Source organism: Plantactinospora sp. WMMC1484 (assembly GCF_049315195.1).
GTDB lineage: Bacteria > Actinomycetota > Actinomycetes > Mycobacteriales > Micromonosporaceae > Plantactinospora.
In genome coordinates, this window is record NZ_CP186055.1 from 3,104,004 (window position 1) to 3,121,289 (window position 17,286).

15 protein-coding genes and 1 pseudogene are annotated in these 17,286 nt (G+C 73.1%); 7 read left to right on the forward strand and 9 right to left on the reverse strand.

Going from position 1 to position 17,286, the window contains the following annotated elements; all coding sequences use genetic code 11:
• Positions 1–163: 163 nt before the first annotated feature.
• Positions 164–670: a GNAT family N-acetyltransferase gene (locus ACN28C_RS13685; RefSeq protein ID WP_422773849.1), complete on the forward strand. Its 507-nt coding sequence runs from the start codon at positions 164–166 to the stop codon at positions 668–670.
• A gap of 14 nt (positions 671–684) precedes the next feature.
• Here ACN28C_RS13685 and ACN28C_RS13690 read toward each other — a convergent pair whose 3' ends face one another.
• Positions 685–1,611 carry a L,D-transpeptidase gene (locus ACN28C_RS13690; RefSeq protein WP_422773850.1) on the reverse strand — a complete coding sequence of 309 codons (927 nt, stop codon included), beginning with the start codon at positions 1,609–1,611 and terminating at the stop codon, positions 685–687.
• A 91-nt stretch (positions 1,612–1,702) separates the two neighbouring features.
• Between ACN28C_RS13690 and ACN28C_RS13695 the strand changes: the two genes are divergently transcribed.
• Positions 1,703–2,134: a VOC family protein gene (locus tag ACN28C_RS13695; protein ID WP_422773851.1), complete on the forward strand. Its 432-nt coding sequence runs from the start codon at positions 1,703–1,705 to the stop codon at positions 2,132–2,134.
• Positions 2,135–2,240: 106 nt separating this feature from the next.
• On the opposite strand, the gene ACN28C_RS13700 is transcribed toward ACN28C_RS13695, so the two are convergent.
• On the reverse strand, positions 2,241–3,446 hold the full coding sequence (locus tag ACN28C_RS13700) for a MerR family transcriptional regulator (protein WP_422773852.1): 1,206 nt from the start codon (positions 3,444–3,446) through the stop codon (positions 2,241–2,243).
• Positions 3,447–4,105: 659 nt separating this feature from the next.
• Between ACN28C_RS13700 and ACN28C_RS13705 the strand changes: the two genes are divergently transcribed.
• The gene (locus ACN28C_RS13705) at positions 4,106–4,492 is read left to right on the forward strand and encodes a peptidase inhibitor family I36 protein (RefSeq protein WP_422773853.1); all 387 of its coding nucleotides are present in this window, start codon (positions 4,106–4,108) and stop codon (positions 4,490–4,492) included.
• A 178-nt stretch (positions 4,493–4,670) separates the two neighbouring features.
• Positions 4,671–7,607 (forward strand): LuxR C-terminal-related transcriptional regulator, encoded by a 2,937-nt coding sequence (locus tag ACN28C_RS13710; protein WP_422774651.1) that lies wholly within the window; start codon positions 4,671–4,673, stop codon positions 7,605–7,607.
• 37 nt (positions 7,608–7,644) lie between these two features.
• Here the strand turns inward: ACN28C_RS13710 and ACN28C_RS13715 are convergent, their stop codons facing one another.
• Positions 7,645–8,322, reverse strand: coding sequence for a BON domain-containing protein (locus ACN28C_RS13715; RefSeq protein WP_422773854.1), 678 nt, complete (start codon positions 8,320–8,322; stop codon positions 7,645–7,647).
• A gap of 299 nt (positions 8,323–8,621) precedes the next feature.
• On the opposite strand from ACN28C_RS13715, the pseudogene ACN28C_RS13720 reads away from it, so the two are divergent.
• Positions 8,622–10,019 (forward strand): annotated as a pseudogene (locus ACN28C_RS13720) (hypothetical protein); the annotation flags it as partial.
• Between the two features lie 1,286 nt (positions 10,020–11,305).
• On the opposite strand, the gene ACN28C_RS13725 reads toward ACN28C_RS13720, so the two are convergent.
• Entirely contained in the window at positions 11,306–11,737 is a 432-nt protein-coding gene (locus tag ACN28C_RS13725) for a hypothetical protein (protein WP_422773855.1), read from the reverse strand.
• 197 nt (positions 11,738–11,934) lie between these two features.
• A complete protein-coding gene (locus ACN28C_RS13730) occupies positions 11,935–12,078 on the reverse strand; it encodes a hypothetical protein (RefSeq protein WP_421494532.1) in 144 nt (47 codons plus the stop codon).
• Positions 12,079–12,506: 428 nt separating this feature from the next.
• Between ACN28C_RS13730 and ACN28C_RS13735 the strand changes: the two genes are divergently transcribed.
• On the forward strand, positions 12,507–12,878 hold the full coding sequence (locus tag ACN28C_RS13735) for an STAS domain-containing protein (protein ID WP_422773856.1): 372 nt from the start codon (positions 12,507–12,509) through the stop codon (positions 12,876–12,878).
• Between the two features lie 9 nt (positions 12,879–12,887).
• On the opposite strand, the gene surE is transcribed toward ACN28C_RS13735, so the two are convergent.
• The 4 genes from surE to ACN28C_RS13755 form a co-directional block, all read right to left on the reverse strand.
• Positions 12,888–13,715 carry a 5'/3'-nucleotidase SurE gene (surE, locus tag ACN28C_RS13740; RefSeq protein ID WP_422773857.1) on the reverse strand — a complete coding sequence of 276 codons (828 nt, stop codon included), beginning with the start codon at positions 13,713–13,715 and terminating at the stop codon, positions 12,888–12,890.
• Positions 13,712–14,689, reverse strand: a complete 978-nt coding sequence (locus ACN28C_RS13745; RefSeq protein WP_422773858.1) for a 1-phosphofructokinase family hexose kinase — start codon at positions 14,687–14,689, stop codon at positions 13,712–13,714. The genes surE and ACN28C_RS13745 overlap by 4 nt, the downstream gene beginning before the upstream one ends.
• 28 nt (positions 14,690–14,717) lie before the next feature.
• On the reverse strand, positions 14,718–15,194 hold the full coding sequence (locus ACN28C_RS13750) for a hypothetical protein (protein ID WP_422773859.1): 477 nt from the start codon (positions 15,192–15,194) through the stop codon (positions 14,718–14,720).
• 97 nt (positions 15,195–15,291) lie between these two features.
• Positions 15,292–15,621 carry a YnfA family protein gene (locus ACN28C_RS13755; protein WP_422774652.1) on the reverse strand — a complete coding sequence of 110 codons (330 nt, stop codon included), beginning with the start codon at positions 15,619–15,621 and terminating at the stop codon, positions 15,292–15,294.
• 402 nt (positions 15,622–16,023) lie between these two features.
• On the opposite strand from ACN28C_RS13755, the gene ACN28C_RS13760 reads away from it, so the two are divergent.
• Positions 16,024–17,238: a cellulose-binding domain-containing protein gene (locus ACN28C_RS13760; protein ID WP_422773860.1), complete on the forward strand. Its 1,215-nt coding sequence runs from the start codon at positions 16,024–16,026 to the stop codon at positions 17,236–17,238.
• Positions 17,239–17,286: the final 48 nt, after the last annotated feature.

A 17,286-nucleotide genomic window follows, 5' to 3' on the forward strand; every position in this document is an offset into this window, starting at 1 on the left:
CGGGCATCCCCGCTCTTCGCCGGGGTCTTCCGGCCGGTCCCGGTCGCGCTCGCCGACAGCCGTACCTTCGACTCGGGCGCGGCCGTCGTCACCTACACCCGGGCGTGAGCGGAGACCGGAATATCGGTGGCCGGCCCGGTGGCGGGGCGGCCAGGATGACCCGATGCGGATCCGACCGGCCCGTCAGCCTGATCTGCCGGGGGTGCGGGAGATCGAGCGGGCCGCCGGGCAGTCCTTCCGGGGGGTCGGGATGCCGGAGATCGCCGACGACGAGCCGCCGTCGATCGAGGAGCTGAGCCGCTATCGGCGCGCCAACCTGGCCTGGGTCGCGGTTGACGCCGACGACGTACCGCTCGGATATCTGATCGCCGAGCCCGTCGACGGCAACCTCCACGTCGAACAGGTCTCGGTACATCCCCGGGCAGCACGCCGGGGCGTGGGCCGGCGACTGCTCGACCACCTCGCCGGACACGCGGCGGCGACCGGCGTACCGGCCCTGACCCTGACCACCTTCGCCGACGTGCCGTGGAACGCCCCGTACTACGCCCGGTGCGGGTTCGTCGTCCTCGACGAGAGCGACCTCACTGCGGGACTGCGGGCGATCCGGGCCCGTGAGGCGGCGCACGGCCTGGACCGGTGGCGACGGGTCTGCATGCGCCGAAACCTCTGAACGCGGTCGTCCCGCTACGGCGCGGGAAGCGTCTCGGGCGCGGGGAACTGGTCGACCACCACCAGTTCGGTGCCGGGCGCGAGCTCGGACAGCAGCAGTTCCTGGGCCTTCCGGTCGATCTGGATGCAGCCGTTGCTGGTGTTCCGGCCGATGTCGCGCGGGTTGTACCAGGCGTGCAACCCGATGTGCGCGCCACGCAGCCCGGCCGGCACCGCGTCCGGATCGTCGGGTACGGCGCCCAGCGCGAAGACCTCGGTGTCCGCGTACACCCGGCCGGGCAGGGCGGATCGGCCGAGGATGAACGTCCGGCCCAGCGGGGTGGGCTGGGCCGGCATGCCGAGGCCGACCGGCCAGGACCGGACCAGCCGGTCGTCCCGGTACCAGTACAGCCGGTGGTTCTGCCGGGCCACCACGAGCAGGTCGCGCAGCTCCGAGGTGCTCCATGGCCCGGGTGGCACCCAGGCGATGGTCCGGTTCGCCGACGGCAGGAGCACGGCGGTCCAGCCGGCCCGGCGGGTCACGATCGGCGTGGTTACCGGCACCCCGGAGATGGTGGGCGCGAGGAAGGCTCGCGGCCGGCCGCCGGGTGCGTCGTACGCGGCGATCCGGCGGATCGGCCGGAGGCCCTCGCCGAGCCGGACCGTCGACATCGGAGCCGGATCGCGCGGGAAGCCGCGGGGAGCCGGCCCGTAGTCGACCACCGGCAGGTCCGCCGGCGGGGGCGCCGCCGGCAGGGTCGGCTCGGCGGTCGGCGTCGTGGGCGGTGCGACCGGGGCCGGCGTGGGCTCGGCGGCCGACCGCTCGGTGCTCCGTCGCGGGCCGGGCGCGTCGTTGACCACCACCATGGTGAGCACCAGCGCGGCACAGAGTACGCCCAGCGCGGCAGCGGCCCGCCGTCGCGCTCGTCCCGGGGTGAACGGGTTGAAGCGGACAAAAGCCATCAGACTACTGTATGTGGTCGGTCGCCGTCGGTAGGCCATTCGAGTCGGTCCGCGTGTCAGACTGGGCCGCTGACCGTGCCAGACTGGACCGATGACGCAGCCGTCTCCGGTCCGGCAACTTCGACTGGTGGTCACCGCCGACGACTACGAGGAGGCGCTCCGCTTCTATCGGGACGTGCTCGGGCTGCCGGAGCGGGCGGCGTTCTCCTCGCCGGACGGCAGGGTCGCGATCCTCGACGCCGGCCGGGCCACGCTGGAGCTCATCGACCCGGGGCACGCCGAGTACGTCGACGAGGTCGAGGCCGGCCGCCGGGTCGCCGGACACATCCGGGTCGCCTTGGAGGTCGACGACTCGCCGGCGGTTACCGCCACCCTGGTCGAGGCGGGAGCGACGGTGATCGCCGAGCCGACCCGTACCCCGTGGAACTCGCTGAACTCACGGTTGCAGGCGCCCGGTCACCTGCAGTTGACGCTCTTCACCGAGCTGGACGGGGGCGGGCGCGAGCCGGCTGGCGACGCCTGACCCGACCGAGCGCGGGGCGCGGCGTCGGCGGCCGGTCTCCGGTCCCGGCCGGCGGTCGGTATCCGGTCAGACGCCCGGCGGGAGGTGCTCATAAACATCATCTCTGTCAGAGCTGGACCGGCATCAGGATCGAGTAGGCGCGGTCGTCGTCGAGCCGGCGTACCGCCAGGGGGTGGATCGGCCCGTCCAGTTCGAGGAGGAGTTGGCCCGGCCCGACGGCGTCCAGGGCGTCGAGCAGAAATTCCCGGTTCACCCCGACCCGTACTGCCGATTCGGTCGAGCCGGCCGGCGTGCCGGCGGTGGAGACGCTGAGCCGGTTCGCGGCGTCGACGGCGAGCACGCTGACCGTGCAGCGGGCGCCGTCGTCCGGGCGTACCACGGTCCGGGTCTCGCCGGTCGCGAGCCGCTCGCGCAGCCCAGCCGCGTCGGTGGTCACCCGGCGGCGGTCCGGCCCGCCCATCGCGGTCCGCAGCAGCCGGCGGTAGTCCGGGAACTCGTACGCCAGCGGAGGTCCGCTCACCTGTCGGTCCCGGACGCGCAGGGCGATCGCGGACGGCCCGAGGATCAGCGTCGCCGGCCAGCCGCCGGTCAACAGCGCACGGGCGGCGTCCACGAACGCGACCGGCGCGGTCGTCCCGGAGGCGCCGGTCTCCGGGTCCGTGCCGGTGTCCGGGTCCGTGCCGGTGTCCGGGTCCGTGCCGGTGTCCGGGTCCGTGCCGGGCCGCTCGGCACGGACCTCGGAGACGGCCGTCCCATACCGCTCGACGTCGACCTCGGAGACGGCCATCCGGTAGCGATCGGTGGCGACCAGTCGGAGCACGCCCCGGTCGACCTCGAAGCGGACGCCGCCGAGCATCGGCATGTCGGGGTCGGCGCCGACGGCGAACCGGACGGCGTCGACCGCCGCGGCCAGCTCCGGCCCGGGTATGGTCAACCGGATCGCCACCCCGGTGGCCGAGCCTGACGGACCGCAGAGCGCACGCAGCCGGACCACCTCCCGGCGGGCATCGGCGAGGCCGTCTTCGAGCCGGCGTAGGTGCGCGTCGAGCAGCCCCGACACGGCGGCCGGATCCGAACCGTGCAGCTCCACCAACCGGGTGATCTCAGTCAGTGGCATGCCGATCCGGCGCAGCCCGGCTACCAGTCGGGCGGCGGGTAGTTGCCGCTGTGCGTAGCGGCGGTAACCGGTGGCCGGATCCACCAGTGCGGGCGTCAGCACGCCGGCACCGTCGTAGAAGCGCAGTGCGCTGATGCTCAGGCCGCTCGCCCGGGCCATCTCGCCGATGCCGATAAGCCGGCCAGCCCCATCCACGTCCAGGCATTCTGCCCCCTCGACCAGGTCGAGGGTCAACCCGATGCGCCGAGAAGTGACGTAACGGGCCGGAAACGGTATTGCCGTAGTCGTACGTCGGCCTTGGGCGGTTTCGAGCGGTTGCGATAAGCAGCAAATGCGTTTACGGGTCGTTGTGACGGTCTTGGCAGCGTGTTATGGTATCGATGCCATTAGATGGCTGGGCTCGGGAGCGTTTCCTGTTTCTCCACCGAAGACCGCGTACGGGGGCGTCGCGTGAGTGTGAGAATGTCGCCGTTCGAAGCCGCACGACGAGGTGCCGCGGAAGAACTCGATCGATGATTCGCTGACATCGCGCGCGGGCCACGGCCACCGCTGTTTGTGCCCGCGCCGCCGCTCCCGGTCGTGCCGCTGGCAGCCGGGTGATCCGGCGGCCGTTACGCCTGCGTCGCCACCAGCGCGCGGACGGGAACGGAACACCTTCGTAACACGTCGACATGCCGCTTGGACAGCGCACGACAGTTCCGGGTGTTGCGGCGTCACACCCGGCCATCGTGCATGCCAGCCAGGCGCCTGTCGACGCCGACGCGATGCCATCGCCCCGTATCCGTTCCGTGGACGGGACCGTTTCCGGCCTTACGTCATCGCGTTTCCAATCGGTCAGGAATGAGAGGGAAATCATGCCTGGATTGCGCATCGACATCCGGAAAATATCCCGGGTACTGGTGTCGTTGACCACCGTGGCCGTTCTCGGTGCCGCGTACGCCGGACCGGCCGCCGCCGCTCCGACGACGACCGGCACCTGCGAGTTCTCCCGGGCACTGTGCCTGTTCGAGGGGACCGCGTACACCGGCGCGCGGTTCACCGTCTCGGCGCTGGATCCGGTCGTCGGCGCCTGTGTCGACCTGGTCGAGCACGGGTGGGGCGAGCGGGCCCACTCGTGGATCAACACCAACAGCCGGGCCGCCCTGCTCTATGTCAACGACGACTGCACCGGACGGCCGATGCTGCTCAGCGGCAGCAACCCGGCCTTCACCTTCCCGAGCAGGAGCGTGTTCGTCTACTGATGAGCGGGCCTTGACCTTCACCCGTTCACCCCGCACGACGGCCGGCCGGGCGCGGCGGCGCGCCCCGGCCGGCCGCATCGGGGTGAACGCCTCTCCTCCGCAAGGGGTGAACCGCGGCGGGCCGGGTATCCGCCTCGGGCCGTCGATTCGGACCGACCGGAGGAGATGGGCGTTGTCGATGGAGCGGATCGAGGAGTGGGCCGGAACGGTCGCGCCGGCCGGTGGCACGGTGCTCGCCCGGCCGGGTCCCGACGGCGGGCGTCCGGAGCCACCGTTGCTCACCGCGAAGCTGACCGCCACACCGCGATCCGGGGCGGTGCTGCTGCCCCGGCCCCGGCTGTTCGACCTGCTCGACCGCGGGACGGCCGGTCCGCTCACCCTGGTCTCGGCCTCGGCCGGCTGGGGTAAGACCGTACTGCTCAGCTCCTGGTGCCGGGCCCGCAACGGGCCGGACGGCCGGGCCGGGAACGGCCAGGACCCGGTGGCCTGGCTCTCGCTGGAGCCGGGCGACGGCGGAGCGCGGCTCTGGTCATATCTGTACGCCGCACTGCGCCCGGCCGTCGGTGGTCCGGAACCGGATGCCCGCACCGAACCGGATCCGGGTTACGGACTGGAGTCCTTCGCCGACCAGTTGGCCCGCCGTCCCCGGCCGGTGACGCTCATTCTGGACGACCTGCACCAGGTCGACGATCCGGAGGTCTCCAGCGGGCTGGAGTTCCTGCTCCGGCACACGGCGGGACGACTGCGGCTGGTGATCGGCTGCCGTACCGACCCCGGGCTGGCCCTGCACCGCTGGCGGCTCAGCGGCGAGTTGACCGAGATCCGCGCCGCCGATCTGGCGTTCCGGCCCGACGAGGTCGCCGACCTCTTCTCCGCGTACGGGGAGCCGTTGCCGCCCGAGCAGACCCGTGGGCTGGTGAGCCGTACCGAGGGCTGGCCCGCCGGCCTGCGCTTTGCCGCGCTCGCCCTGCCCGGCCACCCGGACCCGGCGCGCTTCGTCGACGAGTTCACCGGAGAGCATCCGGACGTCGCCGATTATCTGACCGAGGAACTGCTCACCGGGCTCTCCGGGGACGCCCGCGAGGCGCTGTGCCGGGCGTCGCTGGTCGCGGGCTTCTCGGCGGACCTTCTCGGCGCGCTGACCGGCCGGACCGACGGGGTCCGGGTCGTCTCCGAAGTGGACCGCCTCGGCGGGTTCGTGATTCCGCTCGGCGGCCGGCCGGCCGGGTACCGCTGCCATCCGATGCTCGGTGAACTTCTCCGCGCCGACCTGGCCCGCCGCCCGGTCGAGCAGGTGGCCGAGCTGCACCGCCGGGCCGCCTCCTGGTTCACCGCGAACGGACTGCCGGCCGAGGCGCTCCGGCACGCGCTCGCGGCCGCCGACCGGGCGTATGCGACCGACGTGCTGCGGCGGCACTGGCCGGACCTCGTCCCGTACGGTCAGCGCGGTCCGGCGCGGCCGGCGCCACCGGCGCCGTCACCCGAGGTGATCCGGGCCGACCCCGAACTCGGCCTGGCCTACGCCGCCGACCGGCTGGACGGCGGCGAGCCGGTAGCGGCCGCCGGATATCTCGGGCTGGCCGACGAGCACAGCCACCTGCTCGACACCGCCGGCCGGCACCGGGTCCGGGGGATCGGCGCCGCCCTGCGGCTCGCCGTGGCACACCTGGAGGGCGACGAAGCGGCGGTCCGGTCCGGCGCCGGCGAACTGCTCCAACCCGACGTGTCCGGCACGAACTTCGACACAAACCCCGGCCCGGTCGCCGGGACCGCTGCCGATCCGGGCCCGGTCGCCGGGACCGCTGCCGATCCGACCGCTACCGATCCGGCCAGTGTCGATGTCGATCCGGCCAGTGTCGATGTCGATCCGGGCAGTGTCGATCCGGGTGGTTCCGGGCTCCGGGCGGTAGCAGTGGCCAGGATCGTGCCGGCCACGATGCGCTTCGGGACGGGTGAGGTGGCTGCCGCCGAGCCGCAGCTCGCCGACGGGTTGGCGGCGGCGGTACGGGCGGGGCTGCCCCGGGCCGGTCGGCTCTGCCTGGGGCGGTTGGCGCTGGCCCGGGCGATCCGGGGCGAGTTGACCGCCGCCGACGAGGCCGCCCGCTCGGTGCTGGGGACGGCGCCGCTGGGCGGCCTGGTCCGGCCTGCCGACGGCGTACACGCCCATCTGGCACAGGCGCTCGTCGCGCTGTACCGGGACCGGCAGGACGACGCCGAGTCCCACCTGGCGCTCGCCGTCCGGGCTGCCGAGTACGTCGACGAGCCACTGGTGCACGGCGTGCTCGGTGTGATCGAGGCGCAGTTGCTGCGCGACCGGGGAGACCTGACCGGCGCGCACCAGGCACTGGCGGCCCGCCGCAGGCGGATCGGCCACCGGGCGGAGGCGCAGCCGCTGGCGCACTGGCTGCTGGCGGCCGAGGCCGAGTTGTGGATAGCGCACGGCGACGTCGAGCTGGCCCGGGAGATGCTGACCTCCGCACTGGACCGGAACGTGGCCCCGGCCGAGCCGGTGGCGATCGCGCTGGCCCGGGCACACCTGCGGGCCAGGGATCCGCAGGCGGCGGCACGCGTCCTGCCCGAATGGGACGGACCGGCCGGTGGGACACCGCCGCCGTCACCTTCGCTGGCCCTGTCCCTGCCGCTTCCGTTGCCGTTGCGGCTGGCGGCCGGCGTACTCGACGCGAGCGCATCCCGGCTCGCCGGGGACCACCGCCGCGCCGCCCGGATTCTCGAACGGGTGCTGCGGCTGGCGGAACCGGAAGGCTTCCGGCAGGTCTTCACCCGGGCCGACCCGCCGGTACGGGACCTGCTCGCCGCCCACCTCGACTCGGGTACGGCGTTCTGGCCGACGGTGGACGACCTGCTCGGCGCCGCCGACGGCGCGGCCGGCGGACCGCCGACCCCAGCGGGTGCGCCGCCGAGCGAACCGCTGACCGAGCGGGAGATGACCGTGCTCCGCTACCTGCAGAGCATCCTCTCCAACGTCGAGATCGCCGCCGAGCTCTCCCTCTCGGTCAACACCGTCAAGACGCACGTCCGGAACATCTACCGCAAGCTCGACGCCACCCGCCGCCGGGACGCGGTACGCCGCGCCCGCGAGCTGAACCTCCTGTAGGCGGGACAACGCAGGATCCGACCTGCCGGGGCCGGCCTCATCGCCGTACGGTGATGTGGTTGTCGACGTTGGCGACACCCGGCGCCGACCAGGCCACCCGTTCGGCCTCCTCGCGTTCGAGCCAGGACCGGACGTCCCCGGTCAGCACCACCGAGTCGCCCTCGATCCGCAGCTCGATCCCGGCCGCGTCGGTCTCGACGCTGCGGACGAGCGCGCTCCGGATCCGTTCGGAGATCTCGTCCGGCTCCGGCACCTCGTGCGGCTGCACCGAGATCCCGTTGGTGAGGCCACGGACCCCGGCCAGCCGGCGTACCGCCTGCTCGGCGGCGCGTCGCTGGTACTCCCACTCGACCTCGCCACGCAGCACGACCCAGCCGTTGGAGACCGTCACGGCGACCTGCGAGGCCGGGACGAAGGCGTCCCACTCCAGGGTTCGGGTGACCGCGGCCGCGATCTCCGGGTCGTCGCGCTCGGCGGAGGACGGCAGCCGTACCTCGAGATCGTTGGCGACGGCACGGACCGGCCGCACCCGCTGCGCGGCCCGCTCCGCCGCCCACTTCCTGGCGTAGTTCTCCACCCAGCCGCGCAACGTCACGACGCCGTCCTGCACCGCCACGCCGATCTCGTTCGGCTGGACCCGGGGCTCCCGGGCCAACTCCGCCAGCACGTCCCGCTGAATCTCCTCGTCGCTGCGGCTCGTCGCACGGCCGGCCATGCTCTCCTCCGACGGTCGAGTTCTGCCTCGGCACGCTCATTCGCCGCCGATCGCCGACCCCATGGGCGTACCGGCGACCGGTAGGCTGCGGCCCGCCGGTCGGCTCCGCTGGTGCGTGCGCCGGTCGGCACCGCTCCTCGACCATGGCTCGCCGCCGGGTGAGTGTCCCTCACCCGGCCCGGGTGAGGGGAGCGCGGGGACGTGACAGTCCGGCAAGCATCATGGATCATCGATGCCGACGTGCTGCGGGAGGCCGGTGTGGTGCGGGAGGCATGGCCCGGGCCGGAAGGATTTGGCAGATGAGGATCGAGCGGCAGGCGGTACCGGCCGGTGGGGACGGGCAGGCCGGCGAGGGACGGGAACCCGGCACGCTGCCGGACGAACAGGAGCCTGGCACGCTGCCGGACGAACGGGGGCCCGGCACGCGACCGGAGGGACGGGCGGGTAGGGGACCGGGTTCCCACGCCGTCGTACGCCTGCTCAGGCACGAGTGGACGCTGGCGGTGCTCGGTGGGCTGCTGCTGGCCGTCGTGCTGACCTGGCCGACCCTGCGCGACATCACCACCACGATCCCGCAGGACATCGGCGACCCCACCCTGCAGGCGTGGCAGATCGCCTGGGGTGGGCACGCGGTGCTGCACGATCCCACCCAGCTGTGGCACTCCAACACCTTCTATCCGGAGCCCTACACCTACGCCTACTCCGACACACTGCTCGGCTACGCCCCGGCCGGGATGCTCGGCGAGGGCCCGGTGGCCGCCGTGGTCCGCTACAACATCCTCTACGTACTGGTGCACGCGCTCGCCTTCGTCGGGGCGTACGCCCTGGTCCGGCAGCTCGGCGCAGGCCGGATCGGCGCCGCGGCGGCCGGGGTGGCCTTCGGGTACGCCCCGTGGAAGCTGGCCCAGGCCGGGCACCTGCACGTGCTCTCCATCGGCGGCATCGCGCTGGCGCTGGCGATGCTCGCGCGCGGACACGGCTGGTCACTGCGGCACGGCTACCGGCCGGACCGGTGCCGCCCCGGCTGGGCGTTCGCCGGCTGGGCGGTGGCGGCCTGGCAGATGACCCTCGGTTTCGGCATCGGCCTGCCGTTCGGCTACGTGCTGGCGCTGGTCTGCCTGGTGGCCGTCGCGGGCTACGGCTGGGCGTGGTGGCGTCGCCGGTCCCGGCCGCCGTTCGGGCGCCGCTTGCTCGTCGCCGATCTGGCCGGCGGAGCCGTCTTCGGCGGGGTCAGCATCGTCATGGCGTTGCCGTACCTGGAGGTGGTGGCCCGGCATCCGGCGGGTCGGCGCACCCTGGAGCACGTGCAGATGTTCTCGCCGCCGTGGCGGGGCTTCCTCACCGCCCCGCCGGAGAACTGGCTCTGGGGCGAGCGGCACGCCGTCGCCCGGGAGACCCTCAGCTTCGCCGGAGAGATGACCCTGCTGCCCGGGGTGGTGCTCATCGGACTCGCCTTCGCCGGGCTCTTCTTCTCGGTGTGGCGGGTCCGGCACCGGGTGCTGCTCGCGGCCGGTGTGCTGGTCAGCGTCGGGCTGGCCAGCGGCACCACGCTCTTCGGCGACGGCAGCCCGGGATACGCCACCCTGGTGGTGTACGCGCCCGGCTTCGACGCGATCCGCACCTCCGGCCGGCTGGTGCTCTGGACGACGCTGCTGCTCGGCATCCTCGCCGCCGGTCTGCTCACCGCGCTGACCCGGCTGCCCGAGGAGGCGCCCGACGCCGCTCCGCCCGACGCCGCTCCGCCCGACGCCGCTCCGCCGGACGCCGGACGGCCGGACGCCGAGGACGGCGTGCGGCCTGCCGGGCCGGGGGCGGCGCCTGCCGGCCAGGCGGCGGCGCCTGCCAACCAGGCGGCGGCGCCTGCCGGCCAGGCGGCGGCGCCTGCCAACCAGGCGGCGGCGCCTGCCGCGCCGTTTGCCGGGCAAGAGCCGGCAGGGTCGGTGTCGACCTGGACACCAGAGGCGTCAACGGTCGCGGGTGACGCCTCTGGTGTCCAGGTGAGTGGGGCGGCGGGTGCCGGTGGCGGGCCGGTCGTCCTGCGGCCGGCCGCGTACCGGGCGCCGCAGGGCGTCGAGGAGGAGCAGCGGTGGCCGGCCGGGCAGCGGCGGGCCGCCGGGCCCCGGAAGCTGCTCGTCCGGCTGGTCGCACTGATCCCGCTGGCGTTGATCGTGCTGGAGGGGGTCAACACCACGCCGCACGCCCCGGTGCTGCCCCAGCCGGCCGCGTTGCGCGGGGCCGAGGGTCCGCTCCTGGTACTGCCGAGCAGCGGCACGCTGGAGTTCAGCGTGATGCTCTGGTCCACCGACGGCTTTCCGAAGATCGTGAACGGGCTGGCCTCCTTCGTTCCGGAGTCGCAGGCGCAGACTCTCGCCGTCACGGCGAGCTTCCCGGACCGACCCAGCGTCGACCACCTCCGCCGGTTGGGCGTACGCACCGTGGTGGTGTTGCCGGAGTACCTGCCGGGCACGCCCTGGCAGGAGGTGTTGAACCGCCCCGTCGACGGGCTCGGGATCGCCCGCGAGGAGGTCGGCGGCTCGGTGGTGTTCAGGCTCGGTTGAGCGGGGCGGGGCCGGCGCCGCGCGGGGTTAGTTTGGTGCCGCAACTATTGGCAGCGTCTAGAGCGGTGTGTGAACGTCTCCCACGACGCCGTCTCGGGAGCCAGGACGACGCCGGGGAGCAGGGGCAGCTCCCTGATCGGTTGTCCTCGTCCATCGCGCGACCGCGCTCCCGCCGGCACCCGGGCGTTTCCCGGATGTGCACCCCGCCGCGCCAACCGGGACGAACGCCGTGCCGGCGGCGGTCAGTTGCGCGCGGAGCTGATCCTCCGCGAGGTGGGGCCCGCACGGAGCTGATTCTCCGCGAGGTGGGGCCGCGCGGAGCTGATCCTCCGCGAGGTGGGGCCCGCACGGATCGGGGCCCGGCGCTTCACCGCGCCGGGCCCCGATCCGGATACCCGCCAGGCGACCGGACGGGCACCCGGGGATCAGGCGGTGTCGACCCGGACCGGTGAGTTGGCCCGGTCGACGTCCACGTACTCCAACTGGTCGGTGGCGGAACGCTCCTGCTCGGCCCGGGCCAGCGCGGCCCGGGACGCGCTGGAGGCGGCCCAGGCCAGTGCGGCGCCGACCAGGCCGGCGCCGACCAGCCACGCCCAGGGCAGTCCGGGCTTACGGCCGGCCAGGGCGTCGTACGCCCGGCTGGCCCGAACCCGGGCCTCGTCGGTCACGGCGCCCATCCGGTCACCGGCGTTGCTGGTGAGGTGGGAGCCGGTCCGGCGCGCCGAGCGGGCGGTGCCGCGCGCGGCGTGCTTCACCGAGTCGCCCGCCGAGTTGACCGCGTTGGTCAGGTACTCCCACGCCTGGTCGGCGACCCGCTCGGGCTTGCTCTGATGTTTCAGCAGGTTCTTTCCGAGCATCGTGCTACCTCCTCGGTTGCCGAACGAAGCGGCCACTTCGGACAGAGGCGTCTGTTCGGCGCGGTTGCTGGTTGCTAACTCGGAGGTGCCCAGGTGCCTTTCCCGGCAAACCCGCCGAGCACGCCTCGACCGCTGCGGGAGACCGACTGTCGCCGGTGCCGGGGGCCCGGCAGGTGACGGCCGGCTCGGCGGACCGTTCAGCGGAGCAGGACAACCGGTGCGCGCTGGGCGAAATCGTCGTCGTCATCGTCGTCGTCATCGCCTCCGCCGCCGAATCCACAGGCGAGCACCAGAGCCAGCAGTGCACCGACCCCGGCCAGTCCGATGAGCTTCCTCAGCATCAGGTGTCTCTCCTCCCGAGCCGGACGTCCGTCGCGAGCCGGACGGACGACCTCATGTTAAGGGGCTTCCGGGGCGAGCGCCCTGCCGCGGAACCGCCACCTTCGGAGATCACCCGCGCGGTGCTCTTGGGGCGGTGTGCGGCTATAGGGGGAATTTGCGCCTGATGCCCCTGGGCGAGGCACGACACAGTCGTCGGTGGTCCGTGCCGGGCTCGCCGGCGGCTACGCTGAGGACGTACGACGGGGGTTGCGAAGCTGAGAGCGCGGGAAAATTTGGCGTAGTTTGTCCCGTTACCGGGCTAGTTTGTCGGCTCGTTGAATAGATTGCCCGTCCGGAAGGGTGGCGATCGGGGCCGTGAGAGGAATACTCTCGGTCGCGGCCCGCGTACTGATTAGGCGCCCGGACATGGGCGAGTGGAGGTGCTCGCGTGAGCCTGTCGATCGACAAGTCGGTCTTGCCTGGCGGAGTTGTGGAGATCGCCCCTCGAGGGGAAATCGACGTCGATACGGCGTACGAGGTCCGTGAGGCGATCGCCGGAGTTCTGACCAAGGGGCAGCCGTCCAGGATCGAGCTCAACATGCGACTTGTCAGCTTCATCGACTCCGTCGGCATCAGCGCCATGGTCGCCGGCTTCCAGACCGCGGAGGTCAGCGGCGTCAAGCTCGTGGTCACCGAACCGAGCCGGTTCGTCCACCGGCAGCTCTGGGTCACCGGCCTGCTGGGCCTCTTCGGTGCGCCCGAGCCCTACTACGGGGGTGCCGCCGGTGCCGCCGAGGAGGTCAAGATCCCCGGCGCCTGACCGCGCCGGTCACCGTGGGTCGTCCAGTCCGGACAGATCGACGTCGGTTGCCTCGGTGATCGCCCGGATCGCTGTCACCGAGGCGTACCCTTGCGCGAGCCAGGCCACATCCGTGCCCGGCTCGACGTGTTGGCCGGACTCCTCCAGTGCGGTACGTACGAATCCCTTGCCGGCTTCCGCCACCGTCATCTGCACCTGCCCGAACCCGGCGAGCGTCCCCCGGCGGACCCCGGAGAGCCGCTCGTAGGGCAGGTCAGGGGCGTTCACGTTCAGCACGGTCTCCACCGGCACCGCGTTCAGTCGCGGCAGCAGGTCCAGCGCCACCCGGGCCGCGGTCGACCAGTGCCGCCGCTCGTCCCGCTCCGGTCGTGGCACGGCCACCGCCGCACCACCGGTACCGGCGCTCGCCTCCTGCGCGGAGAGCACGTCGAGCGAGACCGCGATCCCGTGGCAGCCGTTGGCGGCGGCGGTGAAGGCCGCGCCGACGGTGCCGGAGTGCAGCACCGCCCGGCCGGCGTTCGCGCCCCGGTTCACGCCGGAGAGCACCAGCCCCGGCGCCGGCCCGAAGGCACCGTGCAGGGCGATCAGCGTGATCAGTGCCGGCGAGCCGGCCACCCCGTACGCCGGGACGCCGGCGAGTTCCTCGATCGGGTGCTCCTGGACCACCACCCGGCCGTCCCGCTCCACCGCACTCATCGCGGCACTCGCACCGCTGGCCTCCTCGCTCGGGGCGGCGACCACCACCTCCAGTCCCCGCTCCGCCGCCGTACGGGCCAGCCAGCGCAGTCCGGGAGCCGCGATCCCGTCGTCGTTGGTGATCAGTACCCGGGTGGTCATGATCGGGTCGTCCGGGCGGCCAGTTCGTCCGGGGTCAGCCGGTCCTGCCGGTCGACCTGGAGGGGGGAGAGCCGTACCCGGCCGACCAGGCCGGCGATCGCGTCCGGCCGGCCGGTGCCGAGACCGTGCCGGGTCACATTCAGCGCGCCCGCTGCCGCCCCGGTGCGGACCGCGAGCCGGATGTCGCCGCCCTCCGCCAGGATCGCGGCCACCCCGGCGGTCATCGAGTCGCCGGCACCGCGCGGGTCGGCCACCTCCAGCCGGGGCATGTCGAGCTGGGCCATCTCGCCGTCGATCAGCACCAGGGCCGGCTGCTCGGCCCGGCTGACCACCACCGCCTCGGCCCCCTGGGCGTGCAACGCCTGGATCACCCGGATCAGCTCCGCCTCGCCGTCGTCGGTGGCCAGGCCGTCCCGGACCAGCTCCTCGGAGCTGACCTTCAGGACCGAGACGCCGCCGTCCAGGACGGCCGCCAGGTGTGGGCCGGAGAGGTCTGCGACCACCCGGCTGCCGTTTCGGCCGAGATCGGCGGCGAGCCGGCGGTAGATCTCCGGTGCGACCAGGCTCGGGTGGCCGGGTCCGCTGAGGATGCAGACCTCGGCACCGAGCCCCTCGCTCAACGCCAGGTTGTAGAGCTCGTCCAGCTCGTGCCGGCTCAGCGGATGGCCGGTGGCCGCCGCGACCTCGTGGCGCTTGCCGTCCCGCCGATCGTGCACGTAGCCGCCGCTGCTGGACTCTCGGTGAATCGCGCGCAGCTCGACTCCCTCGCCGGCGAGCAACGGCTCGAGTACCTGGCCGATCTCGCCGCCGAGACCCGCGCAGAGCACCACCGGGACGTCCAGACACCTGATCATCCGGGCCTGCCACACACCCTGGCCGCCGGGGTGCAGGTGGATCTCGGTCTCGTTGGCGGGTTGGTCGATGGTGATCGTCAGCTGTGGGTCGGGAGCAAAGACCATAACGTGTCCGCTCATGCCCGTTAGGTACCCGATAAGCCGCTATTCATGCAGGTCTCGGCCGGTGGCGCCGTATCCGACCCCACGGTTTGTAGGTGGAGAGCGCGGTCGCGACGACCAGCAGGGTGGTGGAGACGATCGGCGCCGCCAGCAGCCCCTGCCGGGCGTCCGGTGGAGTCGCCGCGCCGAGTTCGGCGGCCCGGAGGTTGGGCAGCAGGGCGAAGAGCACCGCGCCGAGCATCACCGTGGTGATGCCCAGTTTGACCAGTACCCACCGGTGCCGGAGCAGGCCCCACGGGGTGAGCAGCGCGCTGGCGAACCCGACCAGCCAGGCGAGCACGCTCAGCGGCACGAAGACGGACTGCCCGACCAGGGCCAGCATCGGGTAGACCAGGTCCGGGTCCGCGCCGCGCGCACCGGCCACGCCGAGGGTCAACAGCACCGCGTCGACCCCGAGCCAGCCGACGGCGGTGACGACGTGCAGGGTGAGAAGGGCTTTTCGCCAGGGCGGGGAGAGCGTCATACCGGTCATGCTGCCGCCGCGTCGGACGTGGCGCGTCGGGCCGGTGTGGATGCCCCGGATACGTAGCTCGACGTAGTGCCGCACGAGGTCGGCGCGGTCAGCCGCGCGGGGCGTACATGATGATCGCGACACCGAGCAGGCAGACGGCGGCGCCGGCCAGGTCGTAGCGGTCCGGACGGAACCGGTCCACCAGCACGGCCCAGCCGAGCGAGCCCGCAACGAAGACGCCGCCGTACGCGGCGAGCACCCGGCCGAAGTGCGGGTCGGGCTGAAACGCCGCGACGAAGCCGTAACCGGCCAGCGCCAGCATGCCGGCGGCGACGAAGAGCAGCCCTCGGTTCTCGCGTACGCCCTGCCAGACCAGCCAGGCGCCGCCGATCTCGGCGACGGCGGCGAGCAGGAACAACAGCAGCGAGCGGGCGAGCATCACCCCGCCATTGTCGCTGCCAACCCGGCGGAACCCCGCGCCGACCGGCGACCCCGGCTGCCGGCATCGATGCATCGATGCCCCTGCCGGTCGCCGGCATTTGACGCCTGGGCCGGTCGTCGGCATTTGACGCCTGAGCCGGTTGCCGGCATTGATATCGGTCTCTAGGCTGAGCCGGGCGTCGGCATTGGACGAACCGGGCGGGCTTCCGGGGAGGGTCCGACCGGCGGCGCACCAGCTCGCGGGAGCCGATCGCGGGGGCGCAGGGCAGGGCGGGCACGCGGCAGGCGTGTGCCGCCCGTCGTCGTCAGCAGCAGTGCCGGCGCCGCCGGAGGCGGTGAGAGAGCCGGCAGTTGTCGAGAGGATCGATCTCCGATGAGGGTTTCCACACCGTACCGTCGCGTGTCACTGGCCGTCGCCGCGGTGACCGCGATCGTGGCGGGCAGCGTCGCCGTGGTCAGTTCGACCCTGGTACCGCCCGCCAGGGCCGCCGCCGGTTGCCAGGTCGACTACCAGGCCAACCAGTGGAGCGGCGGCTTCACCGCCAACATCCGGGTCACCGCCGGGAACACCCCGGTCGACGGCTGGACCGTCACCTGGACCTACGGCGGCGACCAGCGGATCACCAACAGCTGGAACGCGCAGGTCAGCCAGTCCGGCGCGGCCGTCACCGCCCGGAACGTGGCCTGGAACGGGTCGCTGCCGGCCGGCGGCTCGACCGAGTTCGGCGTCCAGGGCAGCTACGCCGCGAGCTCCGCCGCACCGACCGGGTTCACCCTCAACGGCGAGCCCTGCAACGGCGCGGAGCCGACCACGCCACCCACCACCGCGCCGCCGACCACCCGGCCACCGACGACCCCGCCGACCACCGCCCCGCCGACGGTCACCCCGCCGCCGACGACCCCGCCGACGACCCCGCCGCCGAGCGGCTGCGGCGCGGCCGTGCTCTGCGACGGCTTCGAGAACCAGACCGGGGCGACCCCGTCGGGTGACTGGAGCGTGAGCTACCCGGACTGCTCCGGGAGCGGCACCGCCAGCATCGACACCTCGGTGGCGCACCAGGGCAGCCGCTCGGTGCGGATCAACGGCGCCGTCGGCTACTGCAACCACGTCTTCGTCGGCTCCACCCGCAGCCTCGGCGGGCTCGGCACGGTGCGCTACGCCCGGCTCTGGGTCCGGCACACCACCGCACTGCCCACCTCGCACGTGACCTTCCTGGCCATGCGGGATGCCGCCGACGGCAACCGTGACCTGCGGATGGGCGGGCAGAACGGTGCCCTGCAATGGAATCGGGCCTCGGACGACGCCACCCTGCCGGAGCAGAGCCCGAGCGGTGTCGCGCTCAGCGCACCGCTGCCGGTCAACCGGTGGACCTGCCTGGAGTTCATGGTGGACGGGGCGCAGGGCCGGCTCTCCACCTGGGTCGACGGCACGGCGGTGGTGGGACTGACCGCCGACGGCACGCCCACGCACGACGTCGACGGACAGTGGTACAACCGGACGAACTGGCGGCCGGACCTGACCGACCTGCGGCTGGGCTGGGAGAGCTACGGCGAGGGCGCCGACACGCTCTGGTTCGACGACGTGGCGCTGGGGTCGAGCCGGATCGGCTGCTGACGGCTGCCGCGCGACGACCGCCGGCCGGCACTGCCCAGGGGTGGTGGG

What these genes read in the sequence shown, in the direction of transcription:
- ACN28C_RS13685 (WP_422773849.1), top strand. Translation starts at nt 164, where the DNA reads ATGCGGATCCGACCGGCCCGTCAGCCTGATCTGCCGGGGGTGCGGGAG.
- ACN28C_RS13690 (WP_422773850.1), bottom strand. Translation starts at nt 1,611, where the DNA reads ATGGCTTTTGTCCGCTTCAACCCGTTCACCCCGGGACGAGCGCGACGG.
- ACN28C_RS13695 (WP_422773851.1), top strand. Translation starts at nt 1,703, where the DNA reads ATGACGCAGCCGTCTCCGGTCCGGCAACTTCGACTGGTGGTCACCGCC.
- ACN28C_RS13705 (WP_422773853.1), top strand. Translation starts at nt 4,106, where the DNA reads ATGCCTGGATTGCGCATCGACATCCGGAAAATATCCCGGGTACTGGTG.
- ACN28C_RS13710 (WP_422774651.1), top strand. Translation starts at nt 4,671, where the DNA reads ATGGAGCGGATCGAGGAGTGGGCCGGAACGGTCGCGCCGGCCGGTGGC.
- ACN28C_RS13715 (WP_422773854.1), bottom strand. Translation starts at nt 8,322, where the DNA reads ATGGCCGGCCGTGCGACGAGCCGCAGCGACGAGGAGATTCAGCGGGAC.
- ACN28C_RS13725 (WP_422773855.1), bottom strand. Translation starts at nt 11,737, where the DNA reads ATGCTCGGAAAGAACCTGCTGAAACATCAGAGCAAGCCCGAGCGGGTC.
- ACN28C_RS13730 (WP_421494532.1), bottom strand. Translation starts at nt 12,078, where the DNA reads ATGCTGAGGAAGCTCATCGGACTGGCCGGGGTCGGTGCACTGCTGGCT.
- surE (WP_422773857.1), bottom strand. Translation starts at nt 13,715, where the DNA reads ATGACCACCCGGGTACTGATCACCAACGACGACGGGATCGCGGCTCCC.
- ACN28C_RS13745 (WP_422773858.1), bottom strand. Translation starts at nt 14,689, where the DNA reads ATGAGCGGACACGTTATGGTCTTTGCTCCCGACCCACAGCTGACGATC.
- ACN28C_RS13750 (WP_422773859.1), bottom strand. Translation starts at nt 15,194, where the DNA reads ATGACGCTCTCCCCGCCCTGGCGAAAAGCCCTTCTCACCCTGCACGTC.
- ACN28C_RS13755 (WP_422774652.1), bottom strand. Translation starts at nt 15,621, where the DNA reads ATGCTCGCCCGCTCGCTGCTGTTGTTCCTGCTCGCCGCCGTCGCCGAG.